Source organism: Neobacillus sp. CF12, from assembly GCF_030348765.1.
In the GTDB taxonomy this organism is placed as follows: Bacteria; Bacillota; Bacilli; order Bacillales; family Cytobacillaceae; genus Neobacillus.
Genome location: NZ_JAUCEU010000007.1, coordinates 107978 through 134434, shown reverse-complemented (window position 1 = coordinate 134434; position 26457 = coordinate 107978). Strand labels below are relative to the sequence as shown.

The 26457-nt window shown below is 35.0% G+C and carries 32 protein-coding genes and 1 pseudogene; 10 read left to right on the top strand and 23 right to left on the bottom strand.

Annotated features, from left to right (window positions below; all coding sequences use genetic code 11):
- Positions 1 to 15: 15 nt before the first annotated feature.
- The 3 genes from QUG14_RS00795 to QUG14_RS00785 form a co-directional block, all read right to left on the bottom strand.
- Positions 16 to 435, bottom strand: a complete 420-nt coding sequence (locus QUG14_RS00795) for a GNAT family N-acetyltransferase (protein ID WP_289338519.1) — start codon at positions 433 to 435, stop codon at positions 16 to 18.
- Positions 436 to 733: 298 nt separating this feature from the next.
- A complete protein-coding gene (locus QUG14_RS00790) occupies positions 734 to 1060 on the bottom strand; it encodes an antibiotic biosynthesis monooxygenase family protein (RefSeq protein WP_289338518.1) in 327 nt (108 codons plus the stop codon).
- A 93-nt stretch (positions 1061 to 1153) separates the two neighbouring features.
- The gene (locus QUG14_RS00785) at positions 1154 to 1504 is read right to left on the bottom strand and encodes a VOC family protein (protein ID WP_289338517.1); all 351 of its coding nucleotides are present in this window, start codon (positions 1502 to 1504) and stop codon (positions 1154 to 1156) included.
- Between the two features lie 434 nt (positions 1505 to 1938).
- Between QUG14_RS00785 and QUG14_RS00780 the strand changes: the two genes are divergently transcribed.
- Together QUG14_RS00780 and QUG14_RS00775 are read left to right on the top strand one after the other, a co-directional pair.
- Positions 1939 to 2832, top strand: coding sequence for a CPBP family intramembrane glutamic endopeptidase (locus QUG14_RS00780; protein WP_289338516.1), 894 nt, complete (start codon positions 1939 to 1941; stop codon positions 2830 to 2832).
- A 926-nt stretch (positions 2833 to 3758) separates the two neighbouring features.
- Positions 3759 to 4403: an NAD(P)H-binding protein gene (locus tag QUG14_RS00775; protein ID WP_289338515.1), complete on the top strand. Its 645-nt coding sequence runs from the start codon at positions 3759 to 3761 to the stop codon at positions 4401 to 4403.
- Positions 4404 to 4536: 133 nt separating this feature from the next.
- Here QUG14_RS00775 and QUG14_RS00770 read toward each other — a convergent pair whose 3' ends face one another.
- The 5 genes from QUG14_RS00770 to QUG14_RS00750 form a co-directional block, all read right to left on the bottom strand.
- Entirely contained in the window at positions 4537 to 4920 is a 384-nt protein-coding gene (locus QUG14_RS00770) for a VOC family protein (RefSeq protein WP_289338514.1), read from the bottom strand.
- A gap of 103 nt (positions 4921 to 5023) precedes the next feature.
- Positions 5024 to 5302, bottom strand: a complete 279-nt coding sequence (locus QUG14_RS00765; protein WP_289338513.1) for an ArsR/SmtB family transcription factor — start codon at positions 5300 to 5302, stop codon at positions 5024 to 5026.
- Between the two features lie 385 nt (positions 5303 to 5687).
- Complete coding sequence (locus QUG14_RS00760; protein ID WP_289338512.1) at positions 5688 to 6185, bottom strand: DUF1572 family protein; 498 nt, start codon at positions 6183 to 6185, stop codon at positions 5688 to 5690.
- A gap of 192 nt (positions 6186 to 6377) precedes the next feature.
- A complete protein-coding gene (locus QUG14_RS00755; RefSeq protein ID WP_289338511.1) occupies positions 6378 to 7148 on the bottom strand; it encodes a type VI secretion system tube protein Hcp in 771 nt (256 codons plus the stop codon).
- Positions 7149 to 7457: 309 nt separating this feature from the next.
- Complete coding sequence (locus QUG14_RS00750) at positions 7458 to 7985, bottom strand: YceI family protein (protein ID WP_289338510.1); 528 nt, start codon at positions 7983 to 7985, stop codon at positions 7458 to 7460.
- Between the two features lie 397 nt (positions 7986 to 8382).
- On the opposite strand from QUG14_RS00750, the pseudogene QUG14_RS00745 reads away from it, so the two are divergent.
- Both QUG14_RS00745 and QUG14_RS00740 read left to right on the top strand, forming a co-directional pair.
- Positions 8383 to 8652, top strand: a pseudogene (locus QUG14_RS00745) (IS1595 family transposase); the annotation flags it as partial.
- A gap of 111 nt (positions 8653 to 8763) precedes the next feature.
- Positions 8764 to 9135, top strand: coding sequence for a VOC family protein (locus QUG14_RS00740; RefSeq protein ID WP_045516608.1), 372 nt, complete (start codon positions 8764 to 8766; stop codon positions 9133 to 9135).
- 123 nt (positions 9136 to 9258) lie between these two features.
- Here QUG14_RS00740 and QUG14_RS00735 read toward each other — a convergent pair whose 3' ends face one another.
- On the bottom strand, positions 9259 to 10704 hold the full coding sequence (locus QUG14_RS00735) for an HD-GYP domain-containing protein (RefSeq protein ID WP_289338509.1): 1446 nt from the start codon (positions 10702 to 10704) through the stop codon (positions 9259 to 9261).
- A gap of 268 nt (positions 10705 to 10972) precedes the next feature.
- Between QUG14_RS00735 and QUG14_RS00730 the strand changes: the two genes are divergently transcribed.
- From QUG14_RS00730 to QUG14_RS00720, 3 genes are all read left to right on the top strand, one after another.
- A complete protein-coding gene (locus QUG14_RS00730) occupies positions 10973 to 11989 on the top strand; it encodes a metal ABC transporter solute-binding protein, Zn/Mn family (RefSeq protein WP_289338508.1) in 1017 nt (338 codons plus the stop codon).
- Positions 11990 to 12151: 162 nt separating this feature from the next.
- Positions 12152 to 13150: a permease gene (locus QUG14_RS00725; RefSeq protein WP_289338507.1), complete on the top strand. Its 999-nt coding sequence runs from the start codon at positions 12152 to 12154 to the stop codon at positions 13148 to 13150.
- A gap of 13 nt (positions 13151 to 13163) precedes the next feature.
- Positions 13164 to 14117 carry a TIGR03943 family putative permease subunit gene (locus QUG14_RS00720; protein ID WP_289338506.1) on the top strand — a complete coding sequence of 318 codons (954 nt, stop codon included), beginning with the start codon at positions 13164 to 13166 and terminating at the stop codon, positions 14115 to 14117.
- A gap of 176 nt (positions 14118 to 14293) precedes the next feature.
- Here QUG14_RS00720 and QUG14_RS00715 read toward each other — a convergent pair whose 3' ends face one another.
- Positions 14294 to 14749 carry an ArsI/CadI family heavy metal resistance metalloenzyme gene (locus QUG14_RS00715; protein ID WP_289344035.1) on the bottom strand — a complete coding sequence of 152 codons (456 nt, stop codon included), beginning with the start codon at positions 14747 to 14749 and terminating at the stop codon, positions 14294 to 14296.
- Between the two features lie 326 nt (positions 14750 to 15075).
- Here QUG14_RS00715 and QUG14_RS00710 point away from each other — a divergent pair, with 326 nt between their 5' ends.
- The gene (locus tag QUG14_RS00710) at positions 15076 to 15366 is read left to right on the top strand and encodes an ArsR/SmtB family transcription factor (RefSeq protein WP_289344034.1); all 291 of its coding nucleotides are present in this window, start codon (positions 15076 to 15078) and stop codon (positions 15364 to 15366) included.
- Between the two features lie 73 nt (positions 15367 to 15439).
- Positions 15440 to 15610, top strand: a complete 171-nt coding sequence (locus QUG14_RS00705) for a hypothetical protein (protein WP_289338505.1) — start codon at positions 15440 to 15442, stop codon at positions 15608 to 15610.
- Between the two features lie 175 nt (positions 15611 to 15785).
- Here QUG14_RS00705 and QUG14_RS00700 read toward each other — a convergent pair whose 3' ends face one another.
- Entirely contained in the window at positions 15786 to 16316 is a 531-nt protein-coding gene (locus QUG14_RS00700; protein WP_289338504.1) for a GNAT family N-acetyltransferase, read from the bottom strand.
- Positions 16317 to 16561: 245 nt separating this feature from the next.
- On the opposite strand from QUG14_RS00700, the gene lspA reads away from it, so the two are divergent.
- The gene (gene lspA / locus QUG14_RS00695; RefSeq protein ID WP_289338503.1) at positions 16562 to 16999 is read left to right on the top strand and encodes a signal peptidase II; all 438 of its coding nucleotides are present in this window, start codon (positions 16562 to 16564) and stop codon (positions 16997 to 16999) included.
- Between the two features lie 120 nt (positions 17000 to 17119).
- Here the strand turns inward: lspA and QUG14_RS00690 are convergent, their stop codons facing one another.
- From QUG14_RS00690 to ppsA, 12 genes are all read right to left on the bottom strand, one after another.
- Complete coding sequence (locus QUG14_RS00690; RefSeq protein ID WP_289338502.1) at positions 17120 to 17392, bottom strand: hypothetical protein; 273 nt, start codon at positions 17390 to 17392, stop codon at positions 17120 to 17122.
- A 3-nt stretch (positions 17393 to 17395) separates the two neighbouring features.
- Positions 17396 to 17785 (bottom strand): SHOCT-like domain-containing protein, encoded by a 390-nt coding sequence (locus QUG14_RS00685; protein WP_289338501.1) that lies wholly within the window; start codon positions 17783 to 17785, stop codon positions 17396 to 17398.
- Complete coding sequence (locus QUG14_RS00680; protein WP_289338500.1) at positions 17785 to 18156, bottom strand: DUF2089 domain-containing protein; 372 nt, start codon at positions 18154 to 18156, stop codon at positions 17785 to 17787. The genes QUG14_RS00685 and QUG14_RS00680 overlap by 1 nt, the downstream gene beginning before the upstream one ends.
- Before the next feature lie 294 nt (positions 18157 to 18450).
- The gene (locus QUG14_RS00675) at positions 18451 to 19608 is read right to left on the bottom strand and encodes a cation:proton antiporter (protein WP_289338499.1); all 1158 of its coding nucleotides are present in this window, start codon (positions 19606 to 19608) and stop codon (positions 18451 to 18453) included.
- 274 nt (positions 19609 to 19882) lie between these two features.
- Entirely contained in the window at positions 19883 to 20323 is a 441-nt protein-coding gene (locus QUG14_RS00670; protein ID WP_289338498.1) for a cell wall hydrolase, read from the bottom strand.
- A gap of 188 nt (positions 20324 to 20511) precedes the next feature.
- Positions 20512 to 20679 carry a hypothetical protein gene (locus QUG14_RS00665; protein WP_289338497.1) on the bottom strand — a complete coding sequence of 56 codons (168 nt, stop codon included), beginning with the start codon at positions 20677 to 20679 and terminating at the stop codon, positions 20512 to 20514.
- A gap of 84 nt (positions 20680 to 20763) precedes the next feature.
- Positions 20764 to 21186 (bottom strand): FosM family fosfomycin resistance protein, encoded by a 423-nt coding sequence (gene fosM, locus QUG14_RS00660; protein ID WP_289338496.1) that lies wholly within the window; start codon positions 21184 to 21186, stop codon positions 20764 to 20766.
- Between the two features lie 218 nt (positions 21187 to 21404).
- Positions 21405 to 21644, bottom strand: coding sequence for a hypothetical protein (locus QUG14_RS00655; protein ID WP_289338495.1), 240 nt, complete (start codon positions 21642 to 21644; stop codon positions 21405 to 21407).
- A 181-nt stretch (positions 21645 to 21825) separates the two neighbouring features.
- Positions 21826 to 22230: a glycine-rich domain-containing protein gene (locus tag QUG14_RS00650; protein ID WP_289338494.1), complete on the bottom strand. Its 405-nt coding sequence runs from the start codon at positions 22228 to 22230 to the stop codon at positions 21826 to 21828.
- A 312-nt stretch (positions 22231 to 22542) separates the two neighbouring features.
- Positions 22543 to 22932 carry a DUF5661 family protein gene (locus tag QUG14_RS00645; protein WP_289338493.1) on the bottom strand — a complete coding sequence of 130 codons (390 nt, stop codon included), beginning with the start codon at positions 22930 to 22932 and terminating at the stop codon, positions 22543 to 22545.
- A gap of 193 nt (positions 22933 to 23125) precedes the next feature.
- Positions 23126 to 23350: a cyclase gene (locus QUG14_RS00640; RefSeq protein WP_289338492.1), complete on the bottom strand. Its 225-nt coding sequence runs from the start codon at positions 23348 to 23350 to the stop codon at positions 23126 to 23128.
- Between the two features lie 343 nt (positions 23351 to 23693).
- Positions 23694 to 26291, bottom strand: coding sequence for a phosphoenolpyruvate synthase (ppsA, locus tag QUG14_RS00635; RefSeq protein ID WP_289338491.1), 2598 nt, complete (start codon positions 26289 to 26291; stop codon positions 23694 to 23696).
- Between the last annotated feature and the right edge of the window lie 166 nt (positions 26292 to 26457).

Sequence of the window (26457 nt, the reverse complement as noted above, 5' to 3'; positions counted from 1 at the left end):
CAACAAGAAAAATGGTTATTCTAAATACTCACTGGCTAGATTAGGGTTTAAGTACCTAGCCATTCCTGTTTTAATTCTCTTTAATCCATGTTTCTTATAAAAGTCCTCATTTCCAGAGGTAGATATTAAATGAACGCACGATATATTACTTAATTTATCAAGTAAATACTCCATAATTTGTCTCGCTATCCCTTGTTGTTGAAATTCTGGATGTACTATAACGTCATAAATTGCAGCATTAAAAACACTATCTGTCATCGCCCTACCAAATCCAATAATCCGACCAATTACTGTAACCAATGCTATGACATTACTTGCTTCGAAAACTTGCTTGATAATCTCTTTTATATGCTTTGTCCAACCGACAGAAGAATAAATTTCCTTCATTTCATCAAGATTCACTTTAGAAAAATCACTATGTATTCTTAAATCCATAAAACCCCTCCCTACAATACTATGAGTATTTCTCCATTATTGTTGATTGCACCTTCTTTAAGTATCCTGCCCCTTTAGTTCAAGAAGAAAAGGGATTGCCGCAGCAGTCCCAATCTTAAACTCTTGTCCCCGTTCGTTGAACAACAGATAGTATTAAATTTCTTTTTCAATCAAGACATTTGTAGTCTGATTGGATTTTTGTTGCACTAACCTGCACCTTTAGTTGCATAAAAAATAAGTTGCTGTTACAACCCTGTTATGAGGTAAAGTATCATTTAGTTGGATAAGGCTAGAATAATTACATTTCGTAAAAGTTATCTCTTTCTACTTTACACACTCTTATTGCGAAGCTCTTGTACCATTCATTTTTACCTTTATCCTGTGCAATTTGATGTGCTGAGTGTTCCTTCCAATTCTTTATAGCATCTAAGGAATCCCAATATGAAACTGTAATTCCTACCCCATCATCACGAGCACTTTCCACGCCTAAGAATCCCTTTTGCTGAGAAGCTAATTCTACCATTTTTTCCGCCATTTTTCCGTAACCTTTATCTCCCGTAGTTCTCTGTGACGAAAAAATCACTGCAAAATAAGGTGGTTCAGGAGTTTTTGCAATTCCAGTCATATATAGTTGCCCCCAAGTTCAATATTTTAGAATTTTTTCTTTTTCTATTATAAATGATTTTTATAATACAAATCATGTTTGCTTAATAAGGTTTTAACACTCACACACCATCAAATGATTGCCATCAGGGTCTTTAAAATTAAACCATTGATTATTCTCTATTCCTGTTGTTATTTCTACATTCTTTTGCATCATATACTCGTAAGCATTCTCTATATTATTAGTATTGAAATGAAATAGCGGGGCTTTGAAAATACTTTCATCTGAAAAAATTTTGCTATCTAATACTATACCTGTTCCATTCATAGGTACTATAAACAAATGACCAAATAATATTTCGCCTTCTGATGCTAAACCAAGTATGTCACAATACCAATTACGTGCCTCTTCAATATTACTTACAGGAATAAAAACTGTACCGATTTGATTTAGTATAGGATTCATTAATACCTCCAATAAATAACTTTGATTTACAATAAGAATAAATTCGTCGTAAGGTATCTTTTTCCCTGTTCTTATTGAACTATTCTTCCCCGATAGTGCAACAACAAAAAGGACTATCCCAGTAACCCAATCTTCAAATCTCACTGATTTTATTTAAATAACAAGTTAACTAACTGCTATACAATTTCCCCTTTAGCTTCATAAGAAAAAGGGCTTGAAGCCGATTATATGTAATAACATTTAAATAAAACTGGAGGGAAGACATGTAAGTGTACACTTTTTAGCGGTTGGTGGTTGTAGTGCCGCCTGCCCTCTTATTAAGCAATCTATATTAAAAATATCCGGTCATTAAACCTAGTAATTGACTAAATTAACCAATAGTGAAATAATTTGTATGTATTTTTCAAAACTATTAGAATGTTGGTGTACTGTAATTGGATTTCATTAAAGTAAAAGAAGGCAAGAATAGCTGGAAGCGGTATTTATCTTCATTTATTGTAATTATTCTGTTTATCTTTGTTGGTGCGCTGCCCTTTGTCATCATTAGCGATTGGATTGTTAATACGGACGAAAACCCTAATACCAATTATGATTTTGAAAAAGAGGATTATGTAGGAATGAACCCGTTACTTTATTTTGCCCTGATGAATTCACAATTTTTATTTTGGCTTTTGGGCTTTTTTGTCGCAATTCGTTTCATTCATAAACGCAAATTTATTTCGCTCGTTACGCCCAATAGAAAAATAGGTTGGAAGAGAATAGGCTTTGGATTTATTACCTTCTTTGTCATCCTGGGTCTGACTTCCATCATCGATTCCCTGTTAAGCCCTGGGGATTACTTATTTAACAATGTCAGAGTTTCTGATTTTTTGTTGTTATTTGTGCTCGTACTTGTATTAACTCCCATTCAAACGACCTGTGAGGAAATATTTTTTAGAGGATATCTCATGCAGTTGTTAGGAAAATGGATTCGCATTCCCTTTCTTTTATCTCTATTAGCAGGCTCGATATTTGGCGCACTCCATTTCACCAATCCTGAGATGGGGTATTCCCCCATTTTGGTTGGAGCTGATTATTTGTTAACTGGATTCATTTGGTGTTATATAACTGCAAAAACGAACAGTGCCGAATTGTCGATTGGAGCGCACGCAGCAAATAATATGCTATTGGGGTGGTTTATAACGATGGATGACTCTGCCTCAGGTGACATCCCTTCCTTATTTGTTGTCAGAAATATTGATCCGGCTATCTCACTCATGTGGACCATTGTTTCTCTTGGGATTTTCTTATTTATTTCTTTGAGAAAATACAAATTTAACAGAGATTAATAAAGATGCCAGGCACCTTGCTATTTGTGCAAGGTTACTTGCTTCTTTTCTTCAACTCTTTGGTTTAGTCCAAGCGTTATTTATTCTCTAATATGTTTTTATTTCACTCTAGCCCCTGTTTAGTGTATTTTTTCACAAAGTTGTTGATTTTAGTGTTACTGTTATCTTTTTTCAATCACCATACGTAAGTTCGAGATAACTCCAAGGAACAAAATTAACGAACAAACCATTTTTTCAAAAGGTGTTCCAAACAATTGTTGTATAAACCCAAAAGACCAAAGTACAACAAAAATGCAGCATATAACGGTTATTACTCTTTTGTATGTATATAGTATAATTCTGCCAACAAACAGCGTAAACGCTCCTCCACTAATAGAAATAATGATATTGATAATAGATATTGGCAGCTGCGTAGCGGCCATTAACCCATGTGAATGGAATAATGCCGCTGAGAATTAGAACATGAATTAAGATAGTCAAAGAGTAAAAAATAATCCCCATACATACAGCAGTTTTCATATTAATTTTTCTCAGTTTCTCTATTATAAAACCACCTCATTTCTTCCTATTATCATTTTATTTAATCTAGTAAGGTACTATTCCTATTTGAATTTCCATATGATACGTTTTCTGTTCTCACCCCTTCCGAATTTCTAAAATATAGGCTTAGGTATTCTAGTTAAACACACCCGTTAATGGACTCCTCTCCTAATTAAATGAACTAATAAGTTCTGTAATTTATTTTGTTATTCATAAGATGATCTGGCTCTTCCTCTTTGTAGAAATGAAGTTTGTTCTGTTAAAATTACTTATGAGAAATTTTTAGTTGCAAATTTTACTAAGGGGCCCTCTTTACTATTTATCTTAGAACGAACGCGAAAATTAATTTCAGAAAGACGATATTTTACAATAAGGAGAAGAATAAAATGCACGCATTAGTAATAGGAGCAACTGGGGCCACAGGAATAGACTTGCTGGATTTATTGTTAAAAGACGATTCTTTTCATCAGGTAGATATTTTTGTTAGACGTGATCTGGATATCCAACATAAAAAATTAAAGGTACATGTTATTGACTTTGATAAACCAGAACAATGGAAGCATTTAGTGAAGGGGGATGTTTTATTTTCGTGTTTGGGAACTACCCTTAAAGCGGCAGGCAGTAAAGAAGCTCAATGGAAAGTTGATTACGATTATCAATTCCAGTTTGCCAAACTTGCCAGAGAAAACAATGTGAATAACTATGTATTGGTATCTTCGGGTTTTTCTTCTCCTAAATCTCGTTTCTTTTATACTAGGATGAAAGGGCAGTTAGAAGAAGCTGTAAAATCTTTAGGGTTTCCAAAGCTAACAATCTTTAACCCGCCAGTATTGATACGAAAAAATAGTGATAGAACAGCTGAAGTTGCCGGACTGAAAGCCATACAGCTTTTTAATAAAATAGGGATTTTTCATTCGCAAAACCCGCTGCCGACAGAAATATTGGCTAAAGCCATGATAAATTCTGCGAGAACAAAAGAAAACGGCATTTTCACACTACAAGGTAAAGCGATTTGGGAATGTGCCGAATAGCCATTTATTCATTAAACCTTAAATAACCCTGTCCTATGATTAGGACAGGGTTATTTAAGGTGATTGATAAAATACTACCCCAACTCAAAACATATCAATTAAGTCGATTGAACTTGGTTATTTATACATGAAGTTACTGCTGTATTATCTGAATAAGATTGCCGCATGTATCATCGAAGACTGCTATTGTTAATTCGCCCATTTTTGTCGGTTCCATAGTAAACTTGACGCCTTTTTCCACTAATCGATTGTACTCTGCGTGAATATCTGCAACCCCAAACATGGTTACTGGGATGCCTTCTGCAAATAACTTTTCTTGATATTCTTTTGCGGCTGGATGGTTATTCGGCTCAAGTAAAAGCTCGGTCCCTGTTTGATCCTCGGATGAAACTAGCGTAATCCACCTATATTCTCCTGTTGGAACGTCATGCTTCTTTACAAATCCGAGTGTTTCTGAATAAAAATTTAGTGCCTTATCTTGGTCGTTTACAAATATACTAGTAACAATGATTTTCATAATGTTTTTGTCTCCTTTGATAGTTGGTGAATTATTCTGATTTGTTAACAATCTGTCAGAAACAACTTACACATTGCCGGATGTCCTGTTCCGTTTTATAAAACTAATCTATCCATCCTTTAAGCAAATTTTTTAGTGGTTCTCTAATGAATACTATTACTCGGTATTTTCCCTTTCTTTCTGATGTTACGAGCCCTGCAGCTTCCAAAACCGAAAGATGTTTAGCTATCGCTTGTCGTGAAATTGCAAGGTCATGCTTCATAATGAGACGTACCGTAAGTTCATACAACGTCTGCTCGTTTTGTTCGGATAGTTCGTCTAACATAAGCCTCCGAGTCGAGTCGCCAAGTGCTTTGAATATAGCTTCTTTGTCCCAATTCATATATAAAGTATAAGCAACCACAGGGTTGCTTGTCAAGAACAAGTAACTATAGGGTTGCGTGATAAAGGATCCATACATGCATTTCTAACAAGTTAAAATCACATCATTTAGTTTGAACCATTATAGAAATAAAATTTCAACAAAAAAGTGCATTAATCCTTATTGGATCAACACACTAGTTAAATGTATAAGCACCTACTCTTTTTTACAAAGTTCTTTTAACAATGAAATAATCTCTTCATTTTGTTGAATTTGCCTATAGGAGTTGATTTTAAAGTATGTACCCAGTTGAAAATAAAAGCGAGTAGGACCAACGGCACCATCGTTAATAATAATCCAAAAAATTCCATATTATCCTCCTACTTTTACTATTACTCTAAAGCGATTATTTACTTTTTCGAGGAATCGTTAGGGACTTCCAATCACTAGATTTTAAATTTTTTGCGATATAAATGATTTGCCCAACATGGTAAGAATAATGGTACATTTGGCGTTCAATCGCTTCTATAACAGAATGAGGTTCATTTCGGATGGTAATTGTTTTTAAGAGGTGTTCTTCGTCAATATCTTTCAATGCAGTAAAAAAGGTATTCCATCCAAGTTCCCACAGCTCCATCACTTGTTCCTTCGTTTTACTATCTTCCACAAATTCATCATCACGATTTCGATACGGTTTTTCCCCATCAGATGTAAAGAAATCAGTCCAACGTGAAACCATATTACCACTCATGTGTTTTATAATAATTGCAATACTATTGGACTCTTCATTCGGAGACCAAAATAATTCTCTTTCGGTTAATTGCTCAATTGCTTTTTCAGTGGTTATCTTTGCATCCGTAAAGCGTTGTGTTACTGTTTTCAAATACTCTCTACCTATATTCATACCTTCACCTCGCCATAACATTTTTTTATATATTCTCTAAATACTTATCTAACCCTTTATTCAAATCGAATCTACCCTATTACTTGAGGGTGAAATAACGATCCCATATACTGAAATTCCATATTTGTTTTTCCTTGGACCCTACAATATAGTAAAGAACCTGAGATAAATCCACAGGTTCTTCCTTTCGACCTATTTGTTTGTCTTGAAATCAAAATTGCCTACAATCGGAGGATTTACTCCATTGTAGGTCGACTTTATCTTGGCAAAATTTAATCCAATGGTTTCAAACGCATTATCAAAGTTATAATTTGTGATTAGGACTTCGGTTAATTCAATCGTGATAATAGGAGTTGGTACTTCCCCGCGTGACACGAACACGATTTGGCAATCAGCAATATGTTTCCCTAAAAGCATATCTTGAAATATTGAGATAGAAGAAGAATCGTAACTTTTCTTGACTACAAACTCATTGATGGAGGCTTTCCCTGTACTGCCTGCGCCGCCTCCTCCTGTATTAACAACTTGAGAAGCATCAAACTCCACTCCAGTTAGCAAGATCCAATCTGGATATTCCTCAGCTGCCGATTCCCCTTTGATTGTTCCCAATTTCATATAAACATCATAATTAAGTACAGAATTCCCGTCACCTACAGGCAATGAAACTCCTGGAGGTCCCTGTGGCCCCGCCGCACCGTCTTTGCCATCTATCCCATCCTTGCCTGCAGGTCCTTGTGCTCCCATTGGTCCCGCAGGTCCCTCTACGTTCCAGAATATCTTTTCCTCGTTAGGACCACATGATGCGTTTTGGTCAACCAAACGAAGTTGTCCATTATCTTTCTTACACGCATAGAGAATTTGGCTGCCATCATTCTGTTGCGCAGCCGCATAAACACCAACACCTGAGAAAATCAATACTATCACACTTAACAAAATGGTAATCGTTTTTTTACTGAAGTACATTACGTCTCACTCCCATCTAATATTACAAAAGAATCACTCCTTTATATCTATATTTCGTTAGGACAAGTTATATGTTTGAGTTATCTTAAATTTGTCTATGAAACTATCTCTAGTGGATTAAGGGAATATTTCCAATACAGGTTAACAAAAAATTCGCAGGTAGAGGACTCATTTAGGCAGGTAATAAGATCTTTAGAAAAGTAACCCATTCCTATTACTCTATAAATACTAAAAAACCAATCCGAGCACTATTAATACAGTGCTCGAATTGGTTTTTGGTTTTTATAATGACCTTGCCACTAATTAAAATTATGCCGCTGGGTTAACTTCTAGTTCAACTTTAATTTTGATGTCTTTCCCTACAAGTACGCCGCCTGTTTCTAGCGCTGCATTCCAAGTAAGACCGAATTCTTCACGGTTAATTTTTGCTTCTGCTTCAAATCCGTACACTTCTACGCCCCATGGGTTTTTACCCTTACCATTAAATTCAACAGCAAACGTAACTGGTTTTGTTACAGCTTTAATCGTTAAATCACCGGTTACGCTATATTCATCCCCATCCTTTGTAATGCTTGTTGATGTAAATTCAATTGTTGGGTTATTCTCTACATCAAAGAAATCTGCAGATCTTAAGTGGTTATCACGGTCTTCACTACGTGTGTTGATGCTCGCAACGTCAAATTTGAATGCGATTGAAGCTGATGTTAAATCTGTTAAATCTGCAGCTTCTATTTCCGCTGAATAAGTTTCAAATTGTCCTTTTACTTTTGACACCATCATGTGTTTTACTTCAAATCCTACGCTTGAGTGTGATTGGTCTACTGTCCATTTTGCCATGTTAAATTCCCCCATTTGTGTTTTTTATCTCGAAATCGAGACATATATTCAAAAAAAATTGTTTACCCTCATATTTTAAAATTAAGGCAAACCAGCTTTTATCTTCGAATCCGAAGTGATTGTTCAATTAATTACCTCGAATTCATTTATCTTTAACTCGAGATAAATTTATCATATATTCATTTAGATTGTCAACACTTTACGAAGTAATTTTTTTAACAACAAACTATTAATGTTCCTTGCATTCAATTAAAAAAGCTAACCAGTACCCTACCGATTAGCTCAAAATTCACATATGGATTATTGCTTTCTTTTTAAAATAAGGCTTTGTTAAAGAATAATGTTGTTATTTGATTTTCTCGAACAGTTGTTCTATAATGGGTAGACTAAAATTACCCGCTTTAAAGCAAATGGTAGGGAGGGAGTTAAAGGAATTTATCATATCCAGAATGTAAATAGTTATCACAGCCGTTTAAAGAGCTGGATGGAGCGTTTTAATGGTGTAGCGACTAAATATCTAGACCATTATTTGAGCTGGTTCCAATTCTTAGACACCATCAAACATATAAAAGATAACTTTACGATAACCAAAATGGTTTTAGACAGTTGTTCTTTCTCAGTTAACATAACTTATGATAAACTAATGTTATCAGAATTTTCCGAATAATAAGAAGTTTATTGTTCCGTTAAAGGGCAGGTTAAATCAATAATCGGAAGGAAAAAGGTATGTAGAAAGGGAACTATTTGATATACCGGATTAAATAAAGGAGAGAAGGCTATGAGTAAATCATTTATTGAACAAGTACATTATATTAGAATTCCTGTAAAAGATTTAGAACTGTCTGCACAATGGTATAGAGATGTATTAGGGCTCCAGTTACTAAACAATACTGAGGAACTTGCAATTTTAAAAGTAAATGAAGGACCTTTCTTACTTATCTTAGTTCCTACCGAAGATGAAACATTTGCACATTTTACAATTGATAATGAACAAGAATTTAGCATTGGCTTTACAAGTCCAGAATTATCTAAATTTCATCAACACTTAATTGATAATCAAGTTAAGGTCGAGGATATAAAAGAAGATAATGGTCATGCCTTTTTCCACTTTTATGACCCAAATGGTAATAAACTTCAAGTACACTGGTAAGATTATAATAAATAAATTACTTTATTTCATTAACGGGTGCTTTAACGGAATAAGAACGGGAACGTCCAAATCAGACGTTCCCATATTTTTTGCCTAAAAAACAACAATACTATTTAACAAAGCCTAAAATAAAGAAAGCTTCTGTATGGTTGTTTCCTCCTTAATAGCCTTTGATGGGTATTTGTAAACGGATGGATTCCTTAAACAAAGTTGCTCCCATGCATCAACACATTGAGGATCAAAATGGGTTCCCTTGTTTTCTTTTAGATACTTCATGGCTTCGGAGTGTGTCCATGCTTTTCGGTAAGAACGTTCTGAAGTTAGAGCATCATATACGTCTGCAACTGCTACTATTCTGGCAAAGAAAGGGATGTCATTCTCTTTTAGTCCGTCCGGATATCCACTTCCATCCCACTTTTCGTGATGGGACCGGATGATACTCAATTCTTCCTGCATGAATCCAAGATTCCTGCAAATATCATAGCCAAATACAGGATGCTGTTCAATTAGAACCCTTTCATCATTAAGGAGTTTTCCCGGCTTATTAAGAATTTCATCAGGGATACGAATTTTTCCTACATCATGAACAAGTCCCCCTTGAACAATAGCGCGAAGCTGTTCGGGTTTCAATTGCAGTTCTTCTGCAAGTTTTAAAGCATACATCGTAACTCTAAAGGTATGCCCCGCCGTGTAGGTATCTTTCTTTTCCGTTTCAGTAACCAAAGCTTTGACACTAGGTGAAATGCTGTTCGTTATTCGTTCAAAAGGGTCGTCAGTAAACAAGGAACGAATGGATTCAGTAAGTGTCCCTTTTACTGCATACTGTCTAACCAAACCGATAATCATCACGATCATCGATGCAAATAATAAGAGGTGATAGATCCACCAGCTGAAATTCCACATTACACCTCTCACCATAATTAACTGAGAGACCATGATCCAGCCAGCACTATAAACAATCGCTATTTGTAATGGAAACAGCGTATACCGGTAAGATTGATAATAGTTATAAATCGTAATGCCATTTAATAATAAGATTACGATTGTCAAAATAAGATTCAGAGGTTCTGAATTCAATGGAACTATATCCACTATGTGCGGATTTATCATGCCTATTATACAAAAAATGCTTAAAGCCACCGTCCATATTGGGAGCAGAAAACGCTGGAACCTTGAAAAAAATTGAACAATGGAATGATCAGATGACAACGATGACAGCCAAATCCAGAAGGTTGCCAATAGCATGCTTAATTGTGCAGATATTCCAGGTAAATGGGTATAACCATGTAAGAAATTAGGAGTAGACAGCCCATGTACCGAAAACATTAACCCGAGAGACACGAAGGATAAAGCTAGAAAACTAATTTTGATATTCCGAATTCTTCTTCCGGCTATCCCAACTGCAAAAGAAATTAAACTGGCTAGGATCGAAACAAGGCTAACAATATAAAAGTGGCCAATCGGAATATTGATTAATACATCCTTAAATAACCCCAGATTAAAGGCTTCAAAAATCATGTAAGGAACGAATATAGCAGTCAGCGGTTGAAGAAATCTGTAACGTTTCATCTTACTCCCCCGAAAAAACACTTATATAGTAATAGCACTCTAATAATTGTTATCGTAGCATAAATCTCTATTGATTAGAAACTATTTAATTCTAAAAAAGCTCTGCAAGGATTTCCCCTGCAAATCTTCAAAACTTCTTGTCAAAATAATAAATCGAAATGATTACTAAAATCATTTACAAATGCATAGATTTATTTTAGAATGTAAAACGTAACAATTTCGTTTTAGCGCATTCTATAAAATAATATTAGATTAAAGGAGTTATTCTATGAAATTATCTACACTTATATCTACCTCTGTTCTATCTTTAAGTCTTATGTTAACAGGTTGTGGATCCAAAGAAGTTGTAAAAACTGAAAGAAACAAAGAAAAAAACTCTCTGACAGTCTATACGACCATTTATCCACTTGAAGATTTCACGAAAAAAATTGGAGGAAGTTACGTCGAAGTAAAAAGTATTTATCCTCCAAATGTTGATGCCCATTCCTTTGAGCCTTCTACGAAAGACATGGTTGCACTTGCCAATTCGGATTTATTTATCTATACAGGAGTTGGAATTGAAGGGTTTGCAGAAGAAGCTGCTGAAGCCTTAAAAAAGGAAAATGTTGAAATTCTTCTAGCTGCTGAGGGAATTGAACTCATTGAATCCACTCATTCTGAAGAGGAACACCATGAAGAGGAAAGTACACAAACAGAGGAACATGGAGACGAAAGTGAAACCAGTGAGCATTCTCATACGGAAGAAGAACATGAACATGGAGACGTGGACCCTCATGTTTGGTTAGATCCTCTACTTTCTATTAACCTGGCAAACAACATTAAAAATTCTTTGAGTGAGTTAATGCCTGAACATGCATCAGAGTTTGAAGCAAATTTCAATCAATTAAAAAGTGATCTTGAAAATTTGGATCAAGAATTTAAGCAAACAGTCGAGGGCTCGAATACGAAACATATATTAGTTGCTCACTCAGCCTACGGCTATTGGGAAAAACGGTATGGCATAATAGAAATTCCTATTTCAGGCTTATCACCAACACAGGAGCCTTCCCAAAAAGGATTGCAAGAAATCATTACTGAGTCAACAGAACACAACATTCGGTATGTCATTTTTGAGCAGAATGTTTCTCCAAAGGTAGCGGAAGTCATCCAAAAGGAAATAGGGGCAGAATCTCTTATTCTTCATAATCTGGAGGCTGTAACAGAGGAGGATATCAAGCAAAAAGAAGATTACTTCAGCATTATGAGGAAGAACTTAGCAACCATCAAGACTGCATTGAACGATTAACTCACAAACAAATCTACTACACCTTTGTCCTCTTACATCCCTGCCTGATTTCTTGCGGCAGGGATTTTCTATAAAACCTATTATTTAATTTACTCATACTCTATCAACTGTGAAATATATTTATGGAGAAACAAATGACTCGAATAAAATCAGGAGGTAAACATGATTCGCATTCTTAGAAGTAATATTATCGATATAACAGGTTTTTTCATGATTGGACTTGCTCTTCTACTTCTTTCTTTCAGTAGCGAATATAAACTTCCATTGGCTCTTCCATCGTCTCTATTAAATCTAAACACCATATTTCTCAGTATTTTAATAGAAGCACTTCCATTTGTTTTAATAGGGGTTCTCATTGCAGGTTTTATACAAATCTTTGTTACCGAGGATCATATCCAAAAATGGATTCCTAAAAACAAAGGAATGGCTGTCATTGTGAGTTGTATTGTTGGTGCACTTTTTCCTGCCTGTGAATGTGGAATCGTTCCCATCGTACGCAGGCTTATAGCAAAAGGAGTCCCCATTCATGCAGCAATTGGCTTTATGTTAACAGGTCCCCTTATCAACCCTGTTGTCATTGCCTCTACATACATGGCATTTGGAAACAGCGTGAAAATGGCTGGATTGCGAATGGGTTTAGGTTTTCTTATTGCCCTTTTAGTGGCTTTTGCAGTAAGTAGGCTTTTTAAAGGAAACCAACTAAAAGCAACTATAAAGTTACACTCCTCCCTTTCACAAACAAAACAACAATCCTTTACGAATCGATTTTGGTCCATGCTGACACATTCGATTGATGAATTTTTTGATATGGGAAAATATCTTGTAATAGGAGCTTTTATTGCCGCTTCCGTACAAACCTATATGCCGGCTAAAGCTTTATTAGAAACTGGAAATGGTCCCGCATCCTCGTTGCTAGTCATGATGGGGATGGCTTACATTTTATCCCTTTGTTCTGAGGCAGACGCTTTTATCGGTGCTTCCTTTAGCAGCATCTTTCCTTCCACCTCCATCCTTGGCTTTTTAATTTTCGGACCAATGATGGACTTAAAAAATACAGTTATGATGCTCAGCGTATTTCGAATGAAGTTTGTTTTGGTTGTTTTGGCGTTAATCATTACAATGGTCTTTTTTACATTAATGCTGGTACAGAACTTTATTTAAGGGAGGAAGAGGCATGCAATTGCATTTTCAGCAGGCGTTTAGAGCATTTATTTTACTAGGTTTTTCAACGATGCTCCTCAAGCTGCATCAGAGCGGGGATATTTCCAAGTTTATTAATCCAAAATATGAAGGATTAAGCCAAATCGCTTCCATCATTTTTTTGATTTTATTTTTTATCCAAGTTACTAGAGTATGGTCCACCCAGAAAAAAAGTCTCCATGATTGTCATCACGAAGACCATTCTTGTCACCACGATCATGGGCATGCTCCATTAAATACAACAAAAGTAATCGCATATTTAGTCATCATTTTCCCTTTGGTCACTGGATTTCTCCTACCTCCCAAGGTGCTCGATGCCTCGATAGCCGATAAAAAAGGTGCTATGCTGATTTTATCTAACCAAAAACAAATATCTCTAAAACAAAAAAACACGTTAGGCCACGAAACGGCTCCACAAAAGGACGAAAAAAATATAAACAGTCAGGAAGAAATTTCACTGGATGATGGTCCTGAAGATCCTATTAATTTGGAAAATGAAAAGGTAATTTCGGAGGAAGAATATAATGATCTTGTTAAACAGTTAGAACTAAAAAACAAGATTGAGATGAACGATTCCGTGTATGCGGCTTTTTACGATGAGATAGGTATGGATGTTGGTAAATATAAAGGAAAAAAGATCAAATTAAAAGGATTTGTATATAAAGAAAAAGAAATAGCCCAGAACCAGCTTATCATTTCCAGGTTTTTAATCACCCATTGTATTGCTGATGCCAGTATAATCGGATTTCTTTCCGAATTTCCAGAGGCTCCTTCCCTTGATAATGATACATGGATTGAAGCAGAAGGTGTTTTGGATGTCACTTCATACAATGGGACTGAACTTCCACTTATCAAAATTACAGGCTGGAAGAAAATTAATGAACCTGAAACACCTTATCTTTATCCAATTAGTATAAAAATCATGTAAGAAATAAAATAGAAGCTGAAAAAGTTTATTTCAGCTTCTTCTTTTTGATTATGATAACTGGGTCAACTCAAGAAACCTTTATCTGTTTTAGAAGGCTTCTTATTTCAAAAATCCCCAGAGTGCTTACTTATTGCTATACATTATTGCTATACATTACACAAAAATATTAACAAATCTCACCCGTTAGCACAACATGCTGAAGAGGTTTTAACTTCATTCTTTTCTGGCTGTTTAGTGCAGCATGCTGTATCTGTTGTTATACTCTCAACATCCCCTTTTGTGTAAAAGAATTCCCACTCGTTTCCGTTTGGATCCGTTACCCAGAATTTATCTTGAGTTGCATAGCAACAGGTAACATCCATCTCTTCCCTCGCAAAGAAACCTAATTTTTCTAAACGTTCTTTATGTTCGTGGACTTCTTTTAGACTTTCAACTTGAAAACCAAAATGTCCCACCTGGTTTCCTGACACTTCGTCCTTTAGATTTAAGGTGAAGTTTAAGCCTGGATTATTGAGTAGAAATTTTGCATAGTCTATCTTAATTTTTACTGGCTCAGCATTGAAAACCTTTGAATAAAATTCAATCGACTTATTTAAATCTGTAACATTGATCCCAACATGCATTTTCATAATAAAACCCTCCAATATTTTCTTTAATGTTTTACATAATCAAATATTTTTGATTTAAAAGTACTAAATCAACTTTTTTTGATTTATAATTTAAGTATATTAGCAACAATTTCTAATTTCAACCATTAAATCAAAAAAAATTGATAAATAAATTAATCGGAATTTTACTTAATTTATCTATATATATGGGCCTTTACCTAAATCAACTTTTTTTGATTAAAAGGATTGACACATGAAATCATTGGATATATGATTAACACATCAAGTTTATTTGATTTAAAAAGTAGGTGAAAATCGTGAAGGAAGAAATACAATTACAAGATATATCAATGGATTCATTCTTTGAAAAGTATGAGTTAAAATTTAAAGCCATAGCTGATAAAAAGAGATTACAGATTATGAATATTTTGACTCAAAAAGGTGAGATGTGTGTATGCGATCTTGCACCAATGGTCGATATGGCTCAATCTAAGCTGTCTTACCATTTAAAGATTTTATTAGATGCCAACATTATCACCAAAGAAACAAGAGGGACATGGAGTTATTACCAATTGAATCAAGATGAACTCAATCATCTGTTGTCGCATGAACTTTGCTGCGTATTCAAACCAACCTGTTAAATTTTTTTAATCAATACATCAATTTTTTTTGATTAATATATCAATATTATTTGATTAATAGGAGGAATTATTCATGTTTAATGAGTATTCAGTATTTCAAATGATGAAATTACGTCAGGAAGAAATTGAAAGTCATCTAAAGATTCATGGAAGCATTTTGTTCATGATTCAGAAGAAATTAATCTTCATAACCAAACTACTGTTTACCCTTGCTGTCAATCTGCATGTGCGTAGTGTGAATTAAACACTGAAAGAGATGCCCTTCTGTGCAGCATTTTTTTCAAAACATTATTAAAATATAGATTTTAGGAATTATTGCATTTATAAATTTCCATTTAATAAGGAGACCTTTCAAAGTTTTAACGATTTTGAACAGGTCTCTATTATGGCAAAGCACATTAGATTCTGCTGAGTTAGATTTACTTTTTCTTTATATGATATAAAACATGTTTATTTAAAGGGCTATTGCTCTCCACTTTCGGGTGATGAAAATATTTTATAAAACTCATACCGATCTTCACCATTAGGTTTTTCGAAGGTGTATTAACATCTGCTGTAAAACTATAAATATCACTAAAGCCCAATTCCTTAAATCCATAGTGTAAACAAGCTGCCGCTCCCTCTGTGGCATATCCTTTTCCCCAGGCCTCTTTTTTCAATCGCCATCCAATTTCTACACAAGGGGTAAAATCCGCTTGAAAGGTTGCCTTATGAAATCCGATAAACCCGATGAACTCTTTCGTTTCTTTTACTTCTACAGCGTACAACCCAAATCCGCATTCTTTAATTTCATCTATAATTGATTGATAAAACACATTAGTTTCTTCAGTTGATAAGCTTTTAGGAAAATACCTCATTACCTTTTCATCTGCATTTAGTCGACTAAATGGCTTTAAGTCTGTTTCTTCCCAGTCACGTAATTGCAATCTTGGTGTTTCTATATGAATCATTACACACCTCCAAAAAACAGTATAAACAATTGCAATGTTCCATAGTTTTGCCATAGAAATCCTAATTTGATTTATATCCACTCTTGCAGCCAATACCTACTAATTTGAGCTGGCTTTATTTAACATAGCAAAAAAACGTCTCCACTTCTAGTAGTAACGTCGATACTTTCAAACCTAAATAATAGTAAAATGCTTTCAATTATACTAACATTAGGATCATATTCCAGATGAAAGAAGGACCATTTATGCTGTTTTACTTAATTGCAATCGTCGTTATCGTGATGGACCAACTTTCTAAATACCTCATTCGTGCCTACATTGACATCAATGAGGAATTTTCATTGTGGGGAATCGAACTCACACACATTGAAAATAGCGGGATGGCAGGAGGTTTATTTCCTGGCAATGCACGGCTCTTCGGAATAATGGCTGTGTTGTTTGTGATAGGAGTTTTATATATTCGCAGAACCGGAGATATGAAGGGTTGTCTCATCGATAGTAGTTTTGGATTCCTCGTGGGTGGTGGAATTGGGAATGGAATTGATAGACTATTGTTTGGGCAGGTTACAGATTTTATCGTTCGCTCTGGTGGAATTCTTAACTTTGCCGACCATGCTATCGAGTTGGGGGGAATATTGCTTATTCTTTACGTGGTTGTTAGTTGGATAAGGAATAAACACTAGATACCATAGAAAAACAGACGCCTTCTTATTAAAGAAAAGCGTCCCTTAGTGGAAAATGGGTGCAATAATCAGCATTGGTACTGAACAGAAAACCAGAAAGACAAAGCTGTTTCTATTTTTTTAAAGCTTTACTACTACCTCAGTTCCATCCTTCAATTTCGTTTCAACAAGGATCAATCCACTGTGCTTAGATAATCCCTGCAGCAAGATTTTCAAATCTTTTCTTTCAATTTCCGGGAAGAGGAATTTGCTGCTTCCATCCTTTTCAATTGCTTTATTTATTAAGCGATTAATCCTTTTGGATGTAATAATCAAACTAACCAAATTTAAAGCTGAATAAGGAACGGGAATGGAGAATCGTATATCCTTTGCTTTTACCCTGACTTTTAACATAATCTACTCAATCACCACAAAAACTTTATCACCATTGGCCGAGGTGATGTTAACAATCTCACCATCCAATTCGTTTTCAATTGCTTCGATGAGCAGGTCAACGTTAATATCTTTTACATATTTTTCTGCCTCAGGTATTTTTTCTGCGATATTTGTACCTACTTTTAAAACAGCCTTTACCAGATTAATCGGTAAATTAACATTGACATTATCACCTTCTTCGGAGGTCACACGAATCTTTAACATTTTATTTCCAAAAGGGACTTCTTTTCTTATTGTCACGGCCTCTGGCTGATCTTTACCTTGTAAAATAGAAATTAATTCACTTGCTTTTTCCTTATCAATCTTTCCTTCCTCTACCAGCGTTAAAACTCTCGAAATTTCATCCTTCATTATTCTTCCCCCTCTTTTAATAACTGAATGGCTTTCTCAGCCGTAATTTCGCCTTTTTCCAATAACGATACAATTTTTTTCTTATCCACTTCCGGTCTCTTTTGAGAAGAATATCCCAGAGTAGAGATAATTTCATCTAATTTTCCTCTGACAGTCGGATAGGAAATCCCGAGTTCCTTCTCGACCTCTTTGATATTTCCACGGCATTTTAGAAAAATCTCAATAAAATGAAGCTGTTCCTGACCGAGAGCAGCCAGTCTTGAAACTTCAAATTCATTTTCTACCGTTGTCTGACAATGGGTACACTGTAGTTTAGTAATTTTAAGCGCTTTGCTGCAAACAGGACAATTAGTAAGTAAAGGATAAGCCATACTGTTCTCCTTTCTTTTAGTTAATCATATCATACATCATATTTTTATATTTTCAAACAAAAAATTAAAATTATTTATAAAAATTAATAATTTAATTCAATAAGTTAACTTTAGTATTAAATAAATCAATTCACTTAATATTTAAGGTTAAGCTCCACACATCAACTTAGCTTCTTGTTATTTATAAAGAAAACAGAGATGACTTATTCGCCGCCTCTAACTGAAGAATCTATATTGAAATTTTAAGTTAGAAAAAGTCAGCCTCTAAATAGAGCTGACTTTTTTACGGATACCTTAATAGTTGAGAACAGATTTAGTTTGCTTCTTCGATTGGAAAAACCATTTCATCATTGGAGGAGTAACAACCGTTGTTACGATAACAACAACAATGACAGTAGCAAATAAATCTTGAGTAATTAGATTCGCTGATAAGCCCATTGCCGCAACAATTAATGCAACTTCACCACGTGATACCATTGCCGAACCAATTCCCATTGAACGATTCCACCCAAATCCAGAAAGTTTTGCACCGAGACCTGCACCTACAAATTTTGTTAAGACAGCTAAGATACTAAGGGAAATAATAAGACCTAAATTTTCTAGAATGCCAGTAAATTCCGCCGATATACCGATGTAGGCAAAGAATACGGGAACAAAAATAGAGTAACTAATTGTTTCAACTTTCTCAAAAACTTCGTGCTTAAATTTCGTTAAGCCAATGGCAATACCAGCAATATATGCTCCAATAATATTGGCAACACCAGTATATTCAGCTGCAAAAGAAAATACAAAACAAATAATTAAAGCGGTCGAAATAACACTTTCACTAACAGGCAATTTTGTGAATTTATTCATTACCCACGGAACAACTTTCCAAGCAATTACTATCGCTACAATAAAGAACAATACTTTCTTTATTACCAATGTTGATAGAGATACTTCCCCGCCACCAGCAAAACTCATAAGGAAGGCTAAAATGACCATGACAACAACATCATCAATGACGGCAGCACCTAATATAGTCGTTCCTTCAGGAGTTTTTAGCTGGTTCATTTCTTTAAGTGCCTGCACAGAGATACTTACACTTGTAGCTGATAGCATAACACCTAAAAACCAAGATTGTAGATTAGATAAATCCATTATTACCCCTGCAAAATATCCTAATAATAATGGAACGATAATTCCGCCAAAAGCTACAATGATGGATGATTTTCCAGATCGTTTAAATTCATCAAGATCAGTCTCTAATCCTGCAATGAACATTAACAATATAACACCAATCGTACTAAATGTTGATAAAGTATCTGTGGCACTGATAAGTCCAAAAACAGATGGTCCTAATAAAACCCCGACAATAATTTCTCCCAGTACGGAAGGTTGACCAAATTTCACACTCAAACTTCCTGCAATTTTTGCTGCAATGATAATAAGTGCTAATTGAAGTATAAACATTTTGATTCCACCTCTCATTAATGATTCAAACTTAAAATGACATACAAAAGGAGCCTGTTACCAAGGGCATAGTTATCCCTTGGTGACAGGCTCCTCCAAAAATTTTCGCTATTTATTTGTATACTAAATATTATACCATAAAACACAGACATTTTGTATTTACTTTTTTAGCTTACCAATATCCTTCATGTTTGCTGCAAGTAATTTAAGAAAATCCCCCGTACTTTAATTAAATTCTTCAATTATTCGAATCGTGCCCCAAAAAGCAAACTTGTCATCCTCTATAAACACTATCACATGTTCCTGGTTTTGGTTCATAAAAACAATGTTCTTTAAATTGACCAGTAAAAGGTTGGTCGTACCATGTTGGAGGACACGGACCAGTTGGATTAAAGTACCATAGAGAATATTTCGCTGGGTGTTCTCTCCAATTTTGCACATTCTGTCTTGCTAATCTTCTTTCAGATTCTCTTGCTCTTTGATAAAATACATTGCCTTTTTGAACCGCTTCAAATGAGAAATTTCCTCCCTGTACTTGAAAAATGACTTGCTCAATATTTGTCAATGCTCTAAAGTCTGGACATTCTGCGACAACTCGGTTGACAATTACATTCCCAACATATAGCATTCCTTGTTTTCCTTCGCCTTCAGCCTCTGCTCTCATCATCCTGGCCATTAAGTCAATGTCTGAACTTCGGTAAGATACTCTTGGCATTTTTTCCACCTCCAAAATATAGTATGAAAAAAAGGCTATATTAATGTCCTTGTTCATTAAATTAAGAATTCTAAGCTTGAACTTAGAAGCATTAATTGATTTTATAAAAATATAACTAAAACTATAAAATCATTAACGAAGTATTTATCATCTATTTTATGTTAAATTTTGCTTATTGTTTTAAACTTTTAACCTTCCAGATTGTTTGTTGATGTTTTTAATGTTTGTGAAGAGTAGATGTCAAAAAATGTACCGTCAGTAAATTTTATCACTACAGCATTATTAGCAATCGCAACTTCTTCCACTGTCTTCCCTACCAGTTTTTCAGGAACCACTTTAAAGTTATTCGTTTCCATTTTTAATTAGTCCTTTTATTTCAAGATTAATTCATCCCATCCTTAGCCTTAAAATGAACATTTAACAATGACCGCTGAAAACAATTAATCGTAAAACTCCATATGTTTCTTTTCCTTTATGTAATAATCCAGTCGATCTTGTAAAGTACCTGTATGAAATTCAAATTTATGCCCATCTAGGTCTGTAAAGTAGATAGACTTTTTATCTTTTTCGTCCCTTTGGCGTCCATTCAAAATGTTTACATTCAAATCCTTTAGTTTATGGTACACATTATCAAATTCTTCTTCGTCTATTGAAAAAGCTATATGTGTGTACGATTGGATAAACCCATTGCGAGGAATATCTTTTTCTTCATTAAGAGCAAGCCACATACCATTTAAATCAAAATAGGCTGTTTGTCTTCCCTTCACTAACAGCCTTGCATCAAACACGTTTTTATAAAACTCAATGGAATCTTCTAGATTAGAAACTGAAAATAGAAAATGATTCAACCCTTTTACGTGCATAATATCACCTCATAGAAAAAACTGTAAATTTCCTTGGGAGTACAAGGAGATTAATAAAAGATGTTTGTCTGAGAGAAGTCTATTTAAATAACTAAGCACAGTACATATCTCGATTCAGATCGTAAATAAGGAATATTCAAAGTCGAAATCTGGTCTCTCCCTTTTTAAAGTAGTAATGGATTAGGAAGGAAGCAGAAGAACCGTTCGCATGTTTTTGATTAATCTCCGCCCCCACCGCAACTTGTACAACTTGATGAACCGGCGCTGCTACTATTCATGTAACTCGCAAATTCATTATAATGAAAATAAGAAACAGATAAGAAAGGAACGAGCATTAAGTTGTAATCTTTCTGTATTTTACTTTTTTTCATCTTTTCTTGTATGACACCTTTTTCATAATCCATTACACTATTGGCTGTTTTTTTCATGGAGGAGATAAGTGTGAGTACAGTAGTCATATATTTTAGATCTCTTTTAAAAAAGAGATCTATAAGTTCATTTTCTGGTAAATTCTTGAATTCATCAATGATCATTGGATGTACAGGGAATCTGAAGAACCCCTTATAAAGATAGATATTCTCTTTTCTTATGTAAAAAAGTTCCGAATACAACCAATCAAAAAATCCTCGCAAATCCGGATCAGGCGACTCTTTTATATTTGGACTGTGGTGAAGAACACTCCCTAAATATTTTTTTTGAAAAATCATCATACTCACGGGTAAACAGGAGCATCTGATGCCAGTGTTCATCAACTTTTTCACTAAACATTGGAGACTCTTTTAATAGAGAAGTCATAATAAAGTAGCGTTTTAAATCTAGTAGACGCCACTTGTACTCATTTTCTTTTAACTTTGTTTCTTTCTTTACCCTCTCTTCTACGTATTTTATATAACTTTCACTCATGGACTGTTCCAGATGATCACTTAGTTTTTTCAACCCTTTTATTGGTTTGATCTCGACTGCTTTTGGAGAAATACCAAATTTAAGAGTTTTTTGCGTGAAAATAAAATAAACCAAGACATAACCCCAATCAGGAGTAACCATACCATCTAATCTCCCCCACCTATTAGAATACATATTAGTAGCTTTTAATCAAAAAACAAATCATTGTAAATACAGAAATTAAAAAGAGTATCCAGGTGTTATTAAACTCTTCAAGATAAATCATCACTCTTTATTACTATTACGAATTTCATTTTAGAAGGTTCCATATTTTATGAATTTTTTAATTTCCACTATTCCACTATCAAACCTTTGTTGAACAAGAAAAGCTCTACTCCTACTTGAAGTAAAGCCCCAATTAATTAATTACAATAATTCACAAACTCGCTTACAAATATAGGCTATCCAATTAAATCATTTGCTCCAAAAGGCTTTTGCTTCATCCTCAAGTACCTTTAATCTTTTGTAGTAATCAGGAAACTCATTAAGATGAGCCAGTGCAATTTTCCCAGTAATAATAGGATCATCACCTGTAACATTGGTTTGGCTGGATATTTTCCCATGTTCAAGCTCTGTATTTACTCCCATCCAAAACTCATCTAAATCAAACTTGCTTTTAGTAAAATCAATGCCTAAAAGTAAAGCGATTGCTGATGCCTCCTCTTTGGAAAATGATTTAACACGAGTGGCATAGCGATTATTTCTATACCAGTTTGGACTTTTAGTGATTGGATGTAGATATTGAGTACCATAGTTATAATGGTTAATGAAGTGATTCAAATACGGACTAAGATAGTTGTACAAAACACATCCTCCTAATAGGTAGATATCAACAATATACGGTAGTTACCTATTTATGAGCATGTCTTCAAAAAGTTAATCAAATAGTGAATTCAACAAAAATACGACTTAGGTAATTGAACTAACCTGAAACGTTAGTCCAAAAAAAGAAAAAGCCAGCTATTCGGTAGCTTAAACTTGGTAAAATAAACATTAATTATTTCTCGCCATCAGTTCTTCGTTTATGTTTTTCATTTATGATTTTCTTGTTGAGAATCCTTACATCTCCTACCATTAGCAACCTCATATCTTCGACGATATACCTTGCCAACTCTTCGTCAGAAATGTCATCACCATCAATATCAAGACGGAATTCCTGTCCTTGAATTCCACCACCATTCGTAAACTCAATTTCAAAGTCAAATACAACTCTTTTATCCATTTTGAAACCACCTTAAACTTAGTTTTAGAGTGTAATATATATTCTGGTTGTTAAAAATAAATACCTTCTCCATTAATCTACCTCGTTACCAAAACAAGATATGACCGCCACAGGGATAATCCTTACCGATTCTCTAGTAGCAAATTGGATGTCTCAGTATTTTTTCTTATTTGGTATAGTTTACTATTTGAAAACTAGTCGCGGGATTGATTCAAGAAGGATAATGATCTATCTCACCCCAAAAACGAAAGACATAAGAATGACCATCTTATAGGTTCGCAAAAAAACCGCTTGAACGCACATCCAAGCGGTTTTAATTGCTCTTAAATTTCTGATTACCCTATTACACTATTTCGATATATCCTTCTGTTCCATAAACGCGAATTCGTTGTCCGTCTTTTATCAGTTTGGTAGCATTTTCTACCCCAACAACTGCTGGTAATCCATATTCACGTGCAATAACTGCCCCATGGGTCATCAGTCCACCAACTTCGGTGACAAGACCTTTTATTGATACAAACAATGGTGTCCAGCTTGGGTCAGTAAAGGTTGTGACTAAGATATCTCCATCTTCTAGATTTGCATCTTCCATTTTTAAAATAACACGTGCCCGACCCTCAATAACTCCCGAGGAAACCGGTAGACCTACAATCGCATCTGCTGGCATATTTTCTCGGTTGTACTCACCTGCTATGATTTCACCATCAGACGTGATCACACGTGGGGGAGTTAGTTTTTTATAAAATTTGTACTGCTCTTTTCGTTTGTCGATGATTTGGTAATCTAGTTTATTTGTGCTTACGACTTCGCGAAGTTCTTCAAAAGTAAGATAGAATATATCTTCTTTTTCATGAATTATGTTTGCTTTTACGAGTTGGTCTGCTTCTTTTAGTAACGCCTTCTTATAAACGAAGTAGCGATTGATCATGCCGTATTTCGGATATTCACGATACCCGCTGAAATTCCGTAATAGGTCGATTATTCGTTTGGTTTCTATGGCTTTTTGTTCACCATCCGGTAATTGCTTCAAACCTTCTACTAACTCTTGTTGTTTGTTCAAAGCTTCCTGTCGCCCTTGCTCAAATTTCCGTTTGCTCGCATTCGGCTCAAAGTTTTTGATGTTACTGAGAATGATGGGTAATAGTGTAGTTGGTTTTTCGCTCCAACGGGTTCTCGTCAGATCAATTTCCCCAGCACATCGCATTCCATACTTATTTAGATAAGCGATTATTGCGTCTTGCGCTTCCTGACCACCCTCCAATGTAACCAGTTCATCTATAAAGTTATCATCTTTTACCTGTTGTAAATAATCTATTACTTCTGGATAGGGACGAATTACATCCGCAACATCCAATAGCGCTAAACCCATTTCCGAAGTAATATTGTTTGCTACCGATTGAGTAAGCGGATCTGCTGCGTTCATTTCTCCTAACCACTTATTCATTTTTTCATTGATCCAAAATGAGGCCTCCATAGCAGCCATAATCACTCTCGAACTTTGTGGATTAAATAAAATCTTCCTTAATTCTTGGAGATCTTCTAGAATAAAATCAAATAAATCCAGTCCTGATTTCGTTAGGATGATTTGTTTTAACTTTTCTATCGATGTTTGATTACTCTTTATTAAATCAGTAACGATAGTCGGATTGTTTTCGATTTCTGCCAACATATCTGTATTGTTTCTGATGGAACTCGGTACTTTTTCATTATTTGGTAACGATTTTATATACTCTCTCTCTACAACGGTCATGAGTGCGGCTTTTATGAGGGGATCGGATTTTCCCGCGGTATCGATTATTGCTTTCCTGCTGTTAGGTGAAGCCAGCATATTTGTAACATCAACAAACAACCTTCCACCAGCTGTACGCATAGGTGCAGGAGTCGTTAACAGGTAAAAAGACAATCCCAATGGTTTCATGGGATCGGTCATCATTTGTTGATGGCCAACAGATAAATAGACGTGATTATCTTGATCATTTGTTTCGGGAATGGGGTATAAAGTAGTGATGGGACGGCTCTGGACGATATAAAAGGTATCATTAACCAAACACCATTCAATATCTTGCGGGCAGCCAAAATAAGCTTCGATCTGTCTTCCAATGCGTGATAGCTGTAAAATTTGAAGTTCAGTAAGTGTTTGCGTTTTTTGCTGATTAGGATCAATCTGTTTTGTCTCTGTACCGCCTTCTTTTAATCCATAGGTAGCCAATTTTTTTGTTGCTATCCTCATATCGACGAGTTTATCTTCCTTTACTTTATAACAATCAGGAGAGACCAATCCAGAGACCAATGCTTCTCCAAGTCCAAAACAGGCATCGATGGATAGCACCTTCCGGTTAAAAGTAATGGGGTCAGCGGTAAACATAATTCCTGATGCATGTGGGAATACCATCCTTTGAACGATAACGGATATAGAAACTTGTTTATGGTCAAATCCATTTTTGATACGGTAGATTACTGCGCGATCCGTAAATAGGGAAGCCCAACATTTACTGATATGCTCCAAGATTGCTTCTTTTCCGATAATATTTAAATAGGAATCTTGTTGACCAGCAAAAGAGGCATGTGGTAAATCTTCAGCTGTCGCACTAGAACGCACTGCATAAGCATGTTCATCGCCAAACTGGGAGAGATAGTTAGAAACTGCTTTCACAACATCGGAAGGAATTTCTACTTCCATAAGGATTTGTCGAACTTTCCTGCAGATAACACTGATTTGATCTCGATCCTCTACTTTTAGCAGTGTTAGTCGATCCAACAAGGCGTGAAACGTTTCGTTTTGTTCGAAAGCTTTCTTGTATCCCTCTGTTGTTACACAAAATCCTTCTGGTACTTGTATTCCTTGGATTTTTGATAATTTACCTAAATTTAACCCTTTACCTCCAACGAGCGAAAGTTGTGTATTTTGTATTTCCTGAAAACTGAGAACCATAGAACTCATCCTACATCTCTCCTACCTTCTTTTGGGTTTCCAACTGAGTTTGAAAAATTTATCCCTCCAACAGATCTTAGTAAGGTTCTATTGCATTTTAGCAGTTGTAAATGTGAATAAACAGTCTATTTTGACCATATTTTATCTGCTATAATTAAGTTAGGAAGAGAACTAT